Genomic DNA, 13,610 nt, shown 5'->3' with positions numbered 1-13,610 from the left:
AATGTACAGGTATGGATCTGCCGGTGATGCCGCCCGTGAAGCCGATGCTCGCCAAGCTGGTGCCGAGCATCCCGCCGGACATGCACTACGAGGCCAAGTGGGACGGGTTCCGCACCATCGTCTTCCGCGACGGGCCCGAGATCGAGCTGGGCAGCCGCACGGGCAAGCCGCTGACCCGGTACTTCCCCGAGCTGGTGGCGGCGCTGGCCGAGCGGCTGCCGCGGCGGTGCGTGATGGACGGCGAGATCGTGGTCGCCCAGGAGGGGCACCTCGACTTCGACGCGCTCTCCGAACGCATCCACCCCGCCGCGTCCCGGGTGCGGACCCTCGCCGAGCGGACCCCGGCCACCTTCGTCGCGTTCGACCTGCTGGCCGTCGGCGACGAGTCGCTGCTGTCCGCACCGCTCACCGAGCGGCGTGAGCGGCTGGCCCTCGCCCTGGCCGAAGTGACGCCCCCGGTGCACCTGGCCCCCGCCACCACGGACGCCGCACTCGCCCGGCGCTGGTTCGAGCAGTACGAGGGCGCGGGCCTCGACGGGATCGTCGCCAAGCCGCTGACCTCGCGCTACCGGCAGGACGAACGGGTGATGTCGAAGGTCAAGCACGAGCGCACCGCGGACTGCGTGGTGGCCGGCTACCGCTTCCACAAGAGCGGCCCGGTGGTCGGCTCGCTGCTGCTCGGGCTGTACGACACCGCGGGCGCCCTCCAGCACGTCGGGGTGTCGGCGGCGTTCCCGATGGCGCGGCGGGCCGAACTGGTCGAGGAGCTCGAACCGCTGCGGATGGCGTCGGTCGAGGACCACCCGTGGGCCTCCTGGGCCGACGAGGCGGCGCACGGGAGCGCCCGGCTGCCGGGCGCGCCGAGCCGCTGGTCGGGCCGGAAGGACCTGTCCTGGGTGCCGCTGCGGCCCGAGCGGGTCTGCGAGGTGGCCTACGACCACATGGAGAACGGGGTGCGCTTCAGGCACACCGCCCGCTTCCGCCGCTGGCGCCCTGACCGCACCCCGGACAGTTGCACCTACGCCCAGTTGGAGGAACCGGTGCGCTACGACCTGGGCGAGATCCTGGGGACGCCGCCGGCCGGCTGAACGGGTTCCGGGCAGCCGGCCGCCGTCCCCGCCGCCGACGGCCTCCGGGCGCCGTCGGCCGCGGACGCCCCGGCGCCTCGCGCTGCCGCCGCCGGTCGTCCGCCGGCACACCCAGGGCGTGCTCGCCCGTCCCGGCGGCGGGCAGGAACGCGGCGTCACGCCGGCGAGCGTCCGCGCGGGCCGCGCCGACCGGGCAGGCTCCATCGGGCGCTCCCCCGCGGGTTCTCCACCAGGCGCACTCCACCGGGCGCCGCCTCCACTTACGCGGCTCCCAGGCGCGCGGCGGCGGTGCTCAGGCGGCCGCCGCAGCGCTCCCGCTCGCTCACGCGCCTCCCGGCGCCGGTGCCGCGCCCGGCACCGCTTCCCGGTCCTCCTCGGCGGCGGCATGCGGTGCGGTCGGGTTGCGCAGGCCCTCGGCCGCGTCCGAGACCCGCCGCAGCAGATCGAAGAAGACCCGCCGCTCGTCGGCGGAGAGCGGGGCGAGGAACACCTCGTTCATCCGCGCGGTGCGCAGGGTCAGCCTGCGGTGCGTCCGGACGCCGTCCTCGGTGAGCCGGAGCAGGAAGCGGCGGCCGTCGCCGGGATCGCGCACCTTGTCGAGCAGGCCGCGCCGGCCGAGCCTGCTGATGACCTCGGCGATGGTGGAGCGGTCGAGCCCCACCCGCTCGCCCACCGTGCGCTGGTCGAGGCCCGGCTCGGCCACGAGGGCGTTGAGCACCGCGAACTGCGGCGAGGTGATCTCCTCGGAGACCATCGTGGTCCACAGCAGGTAGTGCGCCTGCTGCAACCGCCGGGCCAGGTGCCCAGGGTGGGCGGTCAGGTCCACCGCGGCCATGCGAGTCCTCCGCTCGGTTGCCGGCGCCCGGTCGGCGGGGTGGGGCCTGCTCCGGGGTCTCCGGGGTTTCGTCTGTGCACTGACCATACTCTCGCCCTGGACGGGGCCTTGTCGACCATACCGGCCGCCCGGGCCACTCCAGCGTACTGCGAGGTCCAGGGGGTATTGACGGCCGACGTGAGCAGTGGCAGCGTGTGGGTCGGCTCGCTGAAATAGTCAGTGCGCTGATTAATTCTTACCGTTCTTACCGGGAGGTGCCGGCCGGACGGCGCCCGTTGCCCGCGGTTCGATGGCGGCACGGGCGGCGCGGGTACCGGCGCCCTGGAGAGGTGGGGCTGCACGGATGGACAAGGTGGTCGCCTCCGCCGCGCAGGCGATGGCGGACGTCCCCGACGGAGCGTCGCTCGCCGTGGGCGGCTTCGGCCTGAGCGGTGTGCCGAACGCCCTGATCGAGGCGCTGTACGAGCGCGGTGTGACGGACCTGCGGGTGGTCTCCAACAACTGCGGGGCGATGGACTCCGGGCTCGCGGTGCTGCTCTCCGCGGGCCGCATCTCCCGGGTCACCGGCTCCTACATCGGCGCGAACAAGGAGTTCGCGCGCCAGTACCTGGGCGGTGAGCTGGAGGTCGAGCTGATCCCGCAGGGCACGCTGGCCGAGCGCCTGCGGGCCGGCGGCGCGGGCATCCCCGGGTTCTACACCCCGGCGGGCGTCGGCACCCAGGTCGCCGACGGCGGACTGCCCTGGCGGTACGACGGCGAGGGAGGTGTCGCCGTGACCTCGCCGCCCAAGGAGGTCAGGGAGTTCGACGGCACCCCCTACGTCCTGGAGCACGCCATCCGCACCGACTTCGCGCTGGTGCGGGCCGCGCGGGGCGACCGGCACGGGAACCTGGTCTTCGCCAGGTCCAGCCGGAACTTCAACCCGCTGGCGGCGATGGCCGGGCGGATCACCGTCGCCGAGGTGGAGGAGCTCGTCGAGCCGGGCGCCATCGACCCGGACGCGGTGCACCTGCCCGGGATCTTCGTCCAGCGCGTGGTGGCCCTGAGCCCCGAGCAGGCCGCGGACAAGGCGATCGAGAAGAGGACGGTGCGCGGCTGATGGCATGGACACGCGAGCAGATGGCGGCCAGGGCGGCGCGGGAGCTGGAGGACGGGCAGTACGTCAACCTGGGCATCGGGCTGCCGACACTGATACCCAACCACCTCCCCGAAGGCGTGCAGGTGGTCCTGGAGTCGGAGAACGGCATCCTCGGCGTCGGCCCCTACCCGGCGGAGGACGAGGTCGATCCCGACCTCATCAACGCGGGCAAGGAGACCGTCACCGTCCTGCCCGGCGCCTCGTTCTTCGACTCGGCGCTCTCCTTCGGCATGATCCGCGGCGGCCACATCGACGTGGCGGTGCTCGGTGCCATGCAGGTGTCCGAGCGCGGCGACCTGGCGAACTGGGCCGTCCCCGGGAAGATGATCACCGGTATCGGCGGCGCCATGGACCTGGTGCACGGCGCCCGCCGGGTGATCGCGGTCATGACCCACACCGCCAAGGACGGCGCTCCCAAGATCGTCGAGGAGTGCGTGCTGCCGCTCACCGGCAGGTCCTGTGTGGACCGCATCATCACCGACCTGGCCGTGCTCGACGTCACCGACGGCGGCCTGCGCCTCGTGGAGTGCGCACCGGGCGTCACCGAGGACGAGGTGCGCGAGAAGACGGCCGCCGCGGTGCACCCCGCGGACGGCGCCGCGGCCGGGTCCTCGACCGGCGCACCCCGCGAGGACAGCACCACCGGACGCTGAACGCCGCACGCGCCGGCGCCGCACACCCCGGCGCAGGACCGCGGCAGGGAACATCGGCACTCAACCCTGGAGTCACCATGGCTCTTACCCAGTCGGACATCGACACCGAGGTCGGCGACCTCCAGAACGCCTATGACAAGGCGCGGGCCGCCGGCGCCCCCGCGCAGCACCACCCGCCGCGCGACTACCGCCCGTACCGCAGCTCGGTGCTGCGCCACCCGCAGCAGCCGCTGGTCGCGGTGGACGGCGGCGATCCGGAGACCGTGGAGCTGCACGGCCCCGTCTTCGGTGCGACCGACATCACCGACACCGACAGCGACCTCACCGTCCAGCACCAGGGCGAGCCGCTGGGCGAGCGGATCACCGTGTCCGGGCGGCTGCTGGACAGCAAGGGCCACCCGGTGCGCGGCCAGCTCGTGGAGATCTGGCAGGCCAACGCCTCCGGCCGGTACGCGCACCTGCGCGACCAGCACCCGGCGCCGCTCGACCCCAACTTCACCGGCGTCGGCAGGACACTGACGGACGACGAGGGCCGCTACTCCTTCACCACCGTCAAGCCCGGTGCCTACCCCTGGCGCAACCACGCCAACGCCTGGCGCCCCGCCCACATCCACTTCTCCCTCTTCGGCACCGCGTTCACCCAGCGCCTGGTGACGCAGATGTACTTCCCGGGCGACCCGCTGTTCCGGTACGACCCGATCCTGCGGTCGGTGACCGACGAATCCGCCCGCGCCCGCCTGGTCGCCTCCTACCGGCACGAGCTGTCCCGGCCCGAGTTCTCGCTCGGCTACGAGTGGGACATCGTGCTGGACGGGCCGTCCGCCACCTGGATCGAGGAAGGCCGCTGATGACCGCGACGACACCGCCCAAAGCCACCCCGCCCCTCCCGCCCACGCCCTCACACACCGTCGGCCCGTTCTACGGCTACGCGCTGCCCTTCCCCGACGGGGGCCGGGTGGCGCCCGAGGGCCATCCCGACACCATCACCCTGCACGGGTACGTGCTGGACGGCGCCGGCGACCCGGTGCCGGACGCCCTGCTGGAGTTCTGGCAGAGCGGCCCGGACGGCTCCCTGAAGGGCAGGCCGGGCTCGATGCGCCGCGACACCGTGGGCGGCGGCCACCTGGGCCGCAACGGCACCGACTTCACCGGCTTCGGCCGCGTCGGCACCGACGCCGACGGCCACTACGCCCTGCGCACGCTGCCGCCCGGCAACCCGGGCGTGCCGTACATCAGCGTGTGCGTCTTCGCGCGCGGCCTGCTGCACCACCTGTTCACCCGTGCCTACCTGGCCGACGCCGCCCCCGACGCCGGAGGCAGCACGGCCGGCGGGCCGGTGCCGGCGGGTGACGCCCTGCTCGCCTCGCTGCCCGAGCAGCGGCGCGCCACGCTGGTCGCCCGGCCGGAGCCGCACCGGACGTACCGTTTCGACATCCGTCTGCAGGGCGAGGCGGAGACGGTCTTCCTGCAGTTCGGCTGAGGGCGCGCGGACGCAACGCGCGCAGTGAGGGGATGTTCGTGACACGCGCCGACTCCGACACCGGCCTGCTGGCACCGGGGCGGGCCGGATCCGCCGCCGAGGCCGCGACCGGCGACACCGCGTTCCTCCAGGCGCTCCTGGACGCGGAGGCCGCGCTGCCCCGGGCCCAGGCGGCGGCCGGGCTCGCGCCGGCCGAGGCGGCCGAGGCGGTGGCGGCCGCCGCCGACGCCTCCCGGTTCGACGCCCGCGACCTCGCACTGCGGGCCCGCACGGGCGGCAACCCGGTGATCCCGCTGGTGGCGGACCTGACCGCGCTGGTGCCCGAACCACACCGGGAGTACGTCCACCGCGGCGCGACCAGCCAGGACATCATGGACACGGCGATGATGCTGATGGCCGCACGGACCCTGGACCTGATCCTCGGGGACCTCGACCGTGCGGCCGGGGCGCTGGCCCGGCTCGCCGCCGCGCACCGCACCACCGCCATGCCGGCCCGCACCCTCACCCAGCACGCCGTACCGACCACCTTCGGCCTCAAGGCGGCGGGCTGGCGGTCACTGGTCCTGGACGCCCGGGACCGCCTGAGGACGGTACGCGCCGCACTGCCCTGCCAACTGGGCGGTGCGGCCGGCACGCTGGCCGCGTTCACGGCCTTCCCCGCGCCCGGGGGCACGGTGACCCCGCACGGGGGCGCGGTCCGCGGACGGGAGCCGGCGGGCCCGGCGCACGTCGACGCGCTGCTCGACGCCTACGCACACCAGCTCGGCCTGGCACGGCCCGTGCTGCCCTGGCACACCCTGCGCACCCCGGTGGCCGACCTGGCCTCGGCGCTGGCCTTCACGGCCACCGCGCTCGGCAAACCCGCCGCCGACGTGGCCACCCTCTCCCGCACCGAGATCGGGGAGCTGGCCGAGGGCGTCCGGGGCGGCTCCTCCGCCATGCCGCACAAGGCCAACCCGGTCCGCGCCACCCTCCTGGCCGCCGCGGCCCACCGCGCCCCTGCGCTCGCCGCCACGCTCTGCGCCGCGCTCGCCGCCCCGGACGAGCGCCCGGCAGGGACGTGGCACGCCGAGTGGGAGCCGCTGCGGGAGTTGCTGCGGCTGACCGGCGGCGCGGCCCGTGACGCGGTGGAACTCACCGAGGGCCTGCGGGTGCACCCGGACCGGATGCGGGCGCACCTGGACCTCACCCATGGCCTGATCGTGTCCGAGCGGCTGTCCGCCGAGCTCGCCCCGCTGCTCGGCCGGGCCCGCGCCAAGCAGTTGCTGACCGAGGCCGCCCGGCGCGCCGAGGAGAGGGGCCGCATGCTCGTGGACGTCCTCGCCGAGCTGAGGGAGATCACCGCACTGGGCCTGGACCTGGTCGAGCTCACCGACCCCGCCCGGTACACCGGGCACGCCGCCCACCTCACCGACCGCGCGTTGGAGCGTTCATGACCGACACCCTGCTGCACCACCTGGACGAGGGCGCGCCCACCGCTCCCCCGCTGCTGCTCGGGCCCTCGCTCGGCACCTCCACCGCACTGTGGGACGGGGTGGCGCCCGAGCTGGCCACCAGCCACCGGGTGATCCGCTGGGACCTGCCGGGCCACGGCGGCTCCAGCCCCGGGCTGATCGGGCCCGGCGCCACCGTGGACGACCTGGCCCGGCTGGTGCTGGCACTCGCCGACGCGCTGGGCATCGAGCGCTTCGCGTACGCCGGGGTGTCGATCGGCGGCGCCGTCGGGCTCCACCTGGCCGTCCACCATCCCGAGCGGCTCACCAGTCTCGCCGTGATCTGCTCCTCCGCGCACTTCGGCGACGGGGCCCGGTGGCGCGAGCGTGCCGCCTCGGTCCGCGGCGAGGGCCTGGCACCCCTGGTGGAGACGGCGGACTCGCGCTGGTTCACGCCCGGGTTCAGCGTGCCCGCGCTCCTGGAGGACCACCGCACGGCCGACCCCGGCGCGTACGCGGCCTGCTGTGACGCACTGGCCGCCTTCGACATCCGGGACAGGCTCCCCGAGGTCGCCGTGCCCACCCTGCTCATCGCCGGGCGCGAGGACCCGGCCACACCGCCCGAGCACCTGCGCGAGATAGCCGACGCCGTGCCCGGCGCGCAGCTCACCGAGCTGCCCGGCGCCTCCCACCTGGCGCCAGCCGAGCGGCCCGCGGCCGTGCGCGCGGCGCTGCGCGGCCATCTCACCGGTGACCCGGCGAGCGGCATGGCGGTGCGCCGCGCCGTTCTCGGCGACGCCCACGTGGACCGCGCCCAGTCCCGCACCACCGGCTTCACCGCACGGTTCCAGGACTTCATCTCCCGCTATGCGTGGGGCGAGGTCTGGACGGACACCACGCTGTCCCGGCGCGAGCGAAGCATGATCACTCTGACGGCGCTGGTGGCGCACGGCCACCTCGACGAGCTGGCGATGCACGTACGCGCCGCCCGCCGCAACGGCCTGGCGCCCGAGGAGATCGGCGCGGTGCTGCTGCAGAGCGCGGTCTACTGCGGGGTCCCGGCGGCCAACAGCGCCTTCGCCGTCGCCCAGCGGGTGCTGGCCGAGGAGGACGGTCCTGGCGGCGCGGATTCCTGACGGGCGCACCGGTTCCCTCCGGGCGCCCTGGGTACTCCTGCTGGGCGCATGCGCGGTACGGACGGCGACGTTAGGTGTGCCGTGCCGTGCGCCGGTCACGACCCAGGGTGAGGATCGTGTTCCGCACGGGACACGGGAAGGGAACCGAGATGTCCACCGTTCTGCTCACCGGCTCGACCTCGGGCCTGGGGCGCCGTCTCGCCTTCGAGCTGGCCCGCGCCGGCCATGTCGTCGTGGTCCACGGCCGCGACGGGCACCGGACGGCGCGGCTGGCCGCCGAGATCGACGACGCGGGCGGCGAGGCGGACGCCGTCGTCGCGGACCTCTCCTCGCTCGCCGAGGTGCGCGCCCTGGGCGTGCGGGTGGCGGCCGCGCACCCGGACCTTGACGTCCTGGTCAACAACGCCGGCGTCGGCTTCGGCGCCCCGGGTGCCGGGCGCGAGGAGAGTGCGGACGGGCACGAGCTGAGGATGGCCGTGAACTACCTCGCGCCCGTCGCCCTGACCCGCGCGCTGCTTCCCGTGCTGCGCAAGAACGCGCCCGCGCGGATCGTCAACGTCGGCTCGACGGGCCAGGTGCCGGTGGACCTCGACGACATCGAGTTCACCTCCGGCTACGTGGGCGTCGAGGCGTACCGCAGGAGCAAGTTCGCCCTCGCCGTGCACACCTTCGCCCTGGCCGACGAGCTGGCCGGCAGCGGTGTGTCGGTGAACGTGGTGCACCCGGCGACCTACATGGACACCTCCCTGGTGCGGGACGCCGGCGTCAGTCCCCTCTCGACGGTCGAGGAGGGCACCGCCGCCGTGCTGGCCCTGGCCGCCACCGACACCGGTCTGCACCACAACGGCACCTACTTCGACGGCACCGCCCCCTCCCGCGCCCACCCCGAGGCCTACGATCCCGGCGTCCGCCGCCGTCTGTTGTCGGCCACGGACCGGATGCTCACGTCCTGACCGGCGCTGGCCCGGGCGGCCGCGCTCGTCAGCGCAGCCCCCGTCCGTTGCCCAGGACCTCCTCCGCGCGGGCCACCAGGCCGTCCGCCCCGCACGCACGGGCCAGGGCGAGACCGCGGCAGAGCTCGGCGGCGGAGCGGGCCGCGATGCCGTACTCGACGCGCGCGAGGGCGTGCTCGTAGGCGCACGGGGACGCCTCCAGGTAGGCCGCGGCGCGTGCGTACAGGGTGGTGCGGCGCTGGCCGTGGGCCAGGGCGGCGGTGCAGCGCAGGGCCTCCCCCACGGCGGTGTCGGTGCCGAACCGCTCGGCCTGCGCGCGGGCGTCGGCGGCCAGGGCCGCGGCGCGTGCGGGGTCGTGCCCGGCCAGCGCGCGGGCGAGGTCACCGGCCCAGGGCGCCATGACGGTGTTGTGCCGGCCGCGCGCCGCGGCCGCCTTCTGGGCCGCCTCCAGCTCGCCCAGCCCCTCCGTGGCGCGACCGGTCGCCAGCAGCAGGCGGCCCCGTACGGAGTGCGCGTCGGGCAGCACGATGGTGGCCGGGTAGGGCGGTGCGAAGTCGTAGCGCTCCGCGATCTCCTGTGCGGCCTCCGGGCGGCCGCGTGCGAGCAGGGTGTCCATCAGCATGCAGGCGGCGTCCCAGTGCATGGGCAGACCGCTGCCGACCCCGTCGGCCAGGCGCAGTCCCTCGCGCAGGTACGCCTCGGCGTCGGCGAGCCGCCCGCGTCTGCGGTGCACATAGCCCACGAACGCATGGGCCAGGGCCAGGTGGGCGCCGTTCCAGCCCGCGCTCTCGTAGGCGAGCAACGCCTCGTTGAACAGCGTCTCCGCACGGTCGAGCCGGTCGGTGAAGGTGTAGGAGCTGCCCAGCATCACGAGGAGTTCGAAGCCCCACTCGGTGTCGGTCCAGCCGAGCCCCGGCGCCAGGCGGCCGTTGACGAGGACTCGGTCGCACAGTTCGACGACCTCCTCGGCGTTCTCCCCGCGGGTCATCGCGTCGAAGGCGCGCAGGATCAGCAGCGCACGCTCGGAGTTGTCGCGCCCGGTGAGCGGTCCGGCGAGCGCGGCCAGGCTGCGGGAGCGGCCCGGGGAGTCCTCCTCGGCGGCGTGGATGCCCTCCCACATGTAGTGCACGGCCTGCAGCCGCAGCCGGGCGGGGCCGGGTTCGAGGCGGTCGGCCTCGGCGTCCACGGCGGCCACCGCCTCCTCCAACTGGCCGTTGTGGACCAGTGCCTGCGAGAGGCGGCAGACCGCGTCCACCCGCACGTCGTCCTCGAGGCCGGGTATGCCGAGGGCGTTGCGCAGATGGCCGATGGTGGTGGCGGGCGAGGTGAGCAGGGTGGCGCAGCCCAGCTCGTAGAGGACCCGCGCGTGCACCTCGGGCAGCGGCGGCTCCCGCAGCGCGCGTTCCAGACAGCGGCGTGCCGCGTCGGGCGCGCCGACGGCCAGGTGCTCACGGGCCGCCTGGCGCATCTGCTCGACCAGGTCCGGGTCGTCGTCCGGGTGGACCTCCAGGAGGTGGCGGGCGGCTGCCGCGGCTCCCAGGCCCGACTGGGTGACGGCCCAGGCCGCCTGCCCGTGCATCGCGGTCCGCGTGGCGACCGGGATCGAGCGGTAGACCGCGCTGGCGATCAGGGAGTGGACGAACTCCAGCTCGTCGGCGCCGCCGGGGCCGCCGGCCGCGGGGCGCAGGATGCGGGCGGCCTGGAGCCGGTCGGCGCAGCGCCGGGCCTCCTCGGGTCCCATGCCGGCCAGCGTGGCGGCGAGGTCCAGCGAGATCCCGGCGCCGAGCACGGCAGCGGCCCAGGCGAACCGGGTGGCGTCGGTGCCCAGCGCTTCCAGGCGGGTGACGAGGCCGTGGCCGCGGGCCGAGTTGTTCAGCGCGCGCAGCTCCTGCGCCGCCGGCTCGATGGGCGACAGCCCGCTGTCCTGCACCTTGGCGAGGAGTTCCACGGTCTCGTACGGGTTGCCGCCGGTCACCGCCCACACCTCGCGGCAGAACGGGGCGTCGGCGTGTGCGCCGAGGGAGGCGCGGGTGAGGCCGGCCGTGGCATCCGGGGTGAGGGGGCGCAGGGTGGTGCTGGGGCGGGCGGCCGCACCCACCCGCTCCAGCAGGTCGGTGCCGGGATCGGTGGCCTCGCCGGGGCGGTGCGCGACGACGGCGACGACGGGCAGGTCGTCGAGGCGTTGCGTGAACGCGGCGAGCCACTGGAGGGTCTCCAGGTCGGCCCACTGGGCGTCGTCGACGAGCAGCACCAGCGGCCAGTTGAGCCGGGCGAGCCGGCGGACCGCGACGACCAGGCCCTCGCACACGCCCTGGGGGTCGGCCTGCCGGCCGCCCGGCTCGGTGATGCCGAGCGCGGGCCCCCACCGTCTCCAGCCGGTCCCCGAAGCACTCCCGCGCCTCGGCCGGCCCGAGTCCCACCAGCGCGGGCGCGAGCAACTGGCGCACGACGTTGAACGGGACGGAGGTCGTGGTCTCGCCGCCGCGTGCGGACCAGACGGTGCAGCGGCCTGCCGCCATACGGCCGACCTCGGCCAGCAGTGCCGTCTTGCCGATGCCGGCCTCGCCGCGGAAGACGAGCAGGCTACCGGAGGTGGCACCCGCGCAGAGCGTGTCGACGGCGACCGCGATCGCGGCCAGTTCGCCGTCCCGCTCCCACAGTGCCATCGGGGCGGCGTCGTCCGGCCGGCCCTGCGTCATCCCGCTACCTCCCTGGTCGGTCAAAGCGCGTACACCCAACGAGACTAGCCGGGCACACACCGCCGTAGTGCCGGTGGAATGAGGCCGCGGGCACATGCCGTGTTCCGCCCGCGCGGACGCGCAAAGGGTGGTAAAGACGGCGCACGGCGCTCGTGGGGGTGGTGGACCGGGGCCGTTCGGCGGCGGTTTGCGCCGCCCCTCTCATCGGGCTTTCAGGGTCGGCTCCTACTGTGGCGTCATGACCCAGGTGACTCCTCCCGGCTGGTATCCCGACCCCGGGCAGACGACTGACGGACCGCGCACCGAGCGCTGGTGGGACGGCGGTGCGTGGACGGACCGCATCCGCCCCGCCGAGGCCGCGGCCGGGTGGGGGCCGCCCGGGTATCCGCCGGGCGCCTATCCGGTGCCCGAGGCACGACCGCGCCGGCTGCGCATCGTGATCGGAACGCTGGTGGTGCTGGTCGTGCTGGCCTGCATAGGCGGCGGGGTGTACGCGCTGACCGACGGCGGCGGCAAGGACAGCGCGTCGTCCGCCCCGTCGGGGGCCCCGTCCCGGGGATCGGACGGCGGCGGGTCGCCGGGCCGGCCGGGCGTCCCGGGCGGGCCGGACGGACCCGGTGCACCCGACGGGCCGGCCCCGAAGACGGAGGAGGGCTACGCCACCGACACCGCGAGCGGCATCAGCCTGCCGGTGCCCGACGGCTGGAAGGGCGAGTCGGGGGCCGTCGGTGCCCAGGTGACCACCGGCACCTACACGTGCCCCGGCGACACGAAGCAGACCTGTGTGCGGGGCGGGGCGTTCTCCGCGCCCGCGCTCGCGCTGAAGCTGGAGCAGTCGTCGGCGAAGGCGGCGGCCGAGGCGGACATCGCGAAGAACGCCGAGGAGTCGTACGGCGGGAAGACCTACGGCAAGATCTCCTCGCACCAGCAGCTCGCGTCGCGTGCCGTGCAGGTGGCGGGCGAGCAGGGCTACCTGGTGCGCTGGAAGGTGGTGACGGGCAAGGGCGACGACGGCTACGTCGAGTCGCTGGTGTTCCCCTCCCCCGCGAGCCAGGACATGCTCGTGGTGGTGCGCTTCGGGTTCGACGTGAACGACAAGGCGCCGAAGGTGAGCGCGATGGACGACATCACCAAGGGCATCAAGAAGGCCGCGGGCCAGGGCGGCGGCAACGGCAGGCAGGTCTGAGCGCGGGAGGCGGCCGGGGGCCCGAACGGGCACCGGCCGCCGCTCCTTCGGGGTGCGTGGGCCCCGTCAGGCGCTCACCCGAAACCCCGCGAGTCCTGCTTGAGCGCCGTGTCCACGGTCAGCGCCGTCGCCACGACCAGGCTCAGCAGCGGCTCGGGAAGCTGGTAGTGGATCTGCAGGACGTAGTTGTCCGCGGTGGTGAACATCGTCTTGGCGAGGCCCTCCCAGGTCTTGGTGATCCTGGCGACCTCGTTGTCGGCGTGGTCCACGATCGCGAAGTTCCAGGCGCGCCAGTTCTCCGCCTTGATGGCGGCGATCTGGGAGCCGTTGGCGTGAATCCCGAAGTTGATCTTCCCGATCACGTTCTGCTGCACGATCTCGCCGACCGGCTGCCCGTCCGGGCGCTCCACGACCACCCGGGACTTCATGAGCTTCGCGGGCCGCGTCAGGACCAACTGCGGCCGGCCGTGGGCGTCCCGGATCTCAAGCCGGTGGGTCATGAACTGGTCGACGCTGGAGACGAAGCGCAGCGCCTTCTTCAGTGCGCTCTGCCCGACCTCGACCACGGAACCCATGGTGTTGCCCTGCTGGTCGAAGACGCTGTACTCGTTGGTCAGCTCGATCAGCTTGGCCTTCTGGTTGACGACCAGCACGGGCTCGGTGAAGAGCGTGCCGCCGCCCGGGCCGGCCTGGCCGACGCCGGCCTGCTGCCGCACCTGCCGCTGCACCCTCGCGGCGCCGGGCGACGCCTGGGCGGGCTGCTGGTACGCCGGAGGCTGCCCGGGGCCCTGGTGCTGCCCTGCGCCCGGGTGCTGACCGAACTGCTGGGCCTGCTGGGGCATCTGCTGCTGACCGGGGGCGGCCTGCTGGTTCGCGTGGGTGTGCTCGGTCCACCGGGACCCGTCCCACCACCGGAGCAACTGGGGCGTACCGTACGGGTCCGGATACCAGCCCGCAGGGGTGTTCGATTGCGTCGTCACCGAAGCACACTATCGCGCGGCTCCCCGGG

11 protein-coding genes and 1 pseudogene are annotated in these 13,610 nt (G+C 74.5%); 9 read left to right on the top strand and 3 right to left on the bottom strand.

The window, feature by feature from the left end; translation table 11 throughout:
• Positions 1-11 precede the first annotated feature (11 nt).
• The gene (locus tag IE313_RS20715; protein ID WP_189934384.1) at positions 12-1,088 is read left to right on the top strand and encodes an ATP-dependent DNA ligase; all 1,077 of its coding nucleotides are present in this window, start codon (positions 12-14) and stop codon (positions 1,086-1,088) included.
• A 322-nt stretch (positions 1,089-1,410) separates the two neighbouring features.
• On the opposite strand, the gene IE313_RS20710 is transcribed toward IE313_RS20715, so the two are convergent.
• Positions 1,411-1,923, bottom strand: coding sequence for a MarR family winged helix-turn-helix transcriptional regulator (locus IE313_RS20710; RefSeq protein WP_229924809.1), 513 nt, complete (start codon positions 1,921-1,923; stop codon positions 1,411-1,413).
• 343 nt (positions 1,924-2,266) lie between these two features.
• Between IE313_RS20710 and IE313_RS20705 the strand changes: the two genes are divergently transcribed.
• The 7 genes from IE313_RS20705 to IE313_RS20675 all read left to right on the top strand — a co-directional run bounded on the left by IE313_RS20705 (position 2,267) and on the right by IE313_RS20675 (position 8,716).
• Complete coding sequence (locus IE313_RS20705) at positions 2,267-3,022, top strand: CoA transferase subunit A (protein ID WP_189934383.1); 756 nt, start codon at positions 2,267-2,269, stop codon at positions 3,020-3,022.
• Entirely contained in the window at positions 3,022-3,714 is a 693-nt protein-coding gene (locus IE313_RS20700) for a CoA transferase subunit B (RefSeq protein WP_189934381.1), read from the top strand. The genes IE313_RS20705 and IE313_RS20700 overlap by 1 nt, the downstream gene beginning before the upstream one ends.
• 77 nt (positions 3,715-3,791) lie before the next feature.
• Entirely contained in the window at positions 3,792-4,562 is a 771-nt protein-coding gene (gene pcaH, locus IE313_RS20695) for a protocatechuate 3,4-dioxygenase subunit beta (RefSeq protein ID WP_189934379.1), read from the top strand.
• Positions 4,562-5,194 (top strand): protocatechuate 3,4-dioxygenase subunit alpha, encoded by a 633-nt coding sequence (gene pcaG / locus IE313_RS20690; protein WP_189934377.1) that lies wholly within the window; start codon positions 4,562-4,564, stop codon positions 5,192-5,194. Before pcaH ends, pcaG begins: the two co-directional genes overlap by 1 nt.
• Before the next feature lie 38 nt (positions 5,195-5,232).
• Complete coding sequence (pcaB, locus tag IE313_RS20685; RefSeq protein WP_189934486.1) at positions 5,233-6,630, top strand: 3-carboxy-cis,cis-muconate cycloisomerase; 1,398 nt, start codon at positions 5,233-5,235, stop codon at positions 6,628-6,630.
• Complete coding sequence (pcaDC, locus tag IE313_RS20680; RefSeq protein ID WP_189934374.1) at positions 6,627-7,763, top strand: bifunctional 3-oxoadipate enol-lactonase/4-carboxymuconolactone decarboxylase PcaDC; 1,137 nt, start codon at positions 6,627-6,629, stop codon at positions 7,761-7,763. Before pcaB ends, pcaDC begins: the two co-directional genes overlap by 4 nt.
• Before the next feature lie 149 nt (positions 7,764-7,912).
• Entirely contained in the window at positions 7,913-8,716 is an 804-nt protein-coding gene (locus tag IE313_RS20675; protein WP_189934372.1) for an SDR family NAD(P)-dependent oxidoreductase, read from the top strand.
• A gap of 28 nt (positions 8,717-8,744) precedes the next feature.
• On the opposite strand, the pseudogene IE313_RS20670 reads toward IE313_RS20675, so the two are convergent.
• Positions 8,745-11,415: pseudogene (locus tag IE313_RS20670) on the bottom strand (ATP-binding protein).
• Between the two features lie 238 nt (positions 11,416-11,653).
• On the opposite strand from IE313_RS20670, the gene IE313_RS20665 reads away from it, so the two are divergent.
• On the top strand, positions 11,654-12,601 hold the full coding sequence (locus tag IE313_RS20665; RefSeq protein ID WP_189934370.1) for a DUF2510 domain-containing protein: 948 nt from the start codon (positions 11,654-11,656) through the stop codon (positions 12,599-12,601).
• Positions 12,602-12,675: 74 nt separating this feature from the next.
• On the opposite strand, the gene IE313_RS20660 is transcribed toward IE313_RS20665, so the two are convergent.
• A complete protein-coding gene (locus IE313_RS20660; protein ID WP_189934368.1) occupies positions 12,676-13,581 on the bottom strand; it encodes an LURP-one-related family protein in 906 nt (301 codons plus the stop codon).
• Positions 13,582-13,610: the final 29 nt, after the last annotated feature.

This window comes from Streptomyces sulfonofaciens, assembly GCF_014656295.1.
Lineage (GTDB): Bacteria > Actinomycetota > Actinomycetes > Streptomycetales > Streptomycetaceae > Streptomyces > Streptomyces sulfonofaciens.
The sequence above is the reverse complement of the archived record's forward strand: the minus strand, read 5'-3'. Positions and strand labels throughout refer to the sequence as shown.

Bases quoted from the DNA above. Each gene is read 5' to 3' on its own strand.
- IE313_RS20675 (WP_189934372.1), top strand. From the start codon at position 7,913: ATGTCCACCGTTCTGCTCACCGGCTCGACCTCGGGCCTGGGGCGCCGT.
- IE313_RS20705 (WP_189934383.1), top strand. From the start codon at position 2,267: ATGGACAAGGTGGTCGCCTCCGCCGCGCAGGCGATGGCGGACGTCCCC.
- IE313_RS20665 (WP_189934370.1), top strand. From the start codon at position 11,654: ATGACCCAGGTGACTCCTCCCGGCTGGTATCCCGACCCCGGGCAGACG.
- IE313_RS20700 (WP_189934381.1), top strand. From the start codon at position 3,022: ATGGCATGGACACGCGAGCAGATGGCGGCCAGGGCGGCGCGGGAGCTG.
- pcaDC (WP_189934374.1), top strand. From the start codon at position 6,627: ATGACCGACACCCTGCTGCACCACCTGGACGAGGGCGCGCCCACCGCT.
- pcaG (WP_189934377.1), top strand. From the start codon at position 4,562: ATGACCGCGACGACACCGCCCAAAGCCACCCCGCCCCTCCCGCCCACG.
- IE313_RS20710 (WP_229924809.1), bottom strand. From the start codon at position 1,923: ATGGCCGCGGTGGACCTGACCGCCCACCCTGGGCACCTGGCCCGGCGG.
- IE313_RS20715 (WP_189934384.1), top strand. From the start codon at position 12: ATGGATCTGCCGGTGATGCCGCCCGTGAAGCCGATGCTCGCCAAGCTG.
- pcaH (WP_189934379.1), top strand. From the start codon at position 3,792: ATGGCTCTTACCCAGTCGGACATCGACACCGAGGTCGGCGACCTCCAG.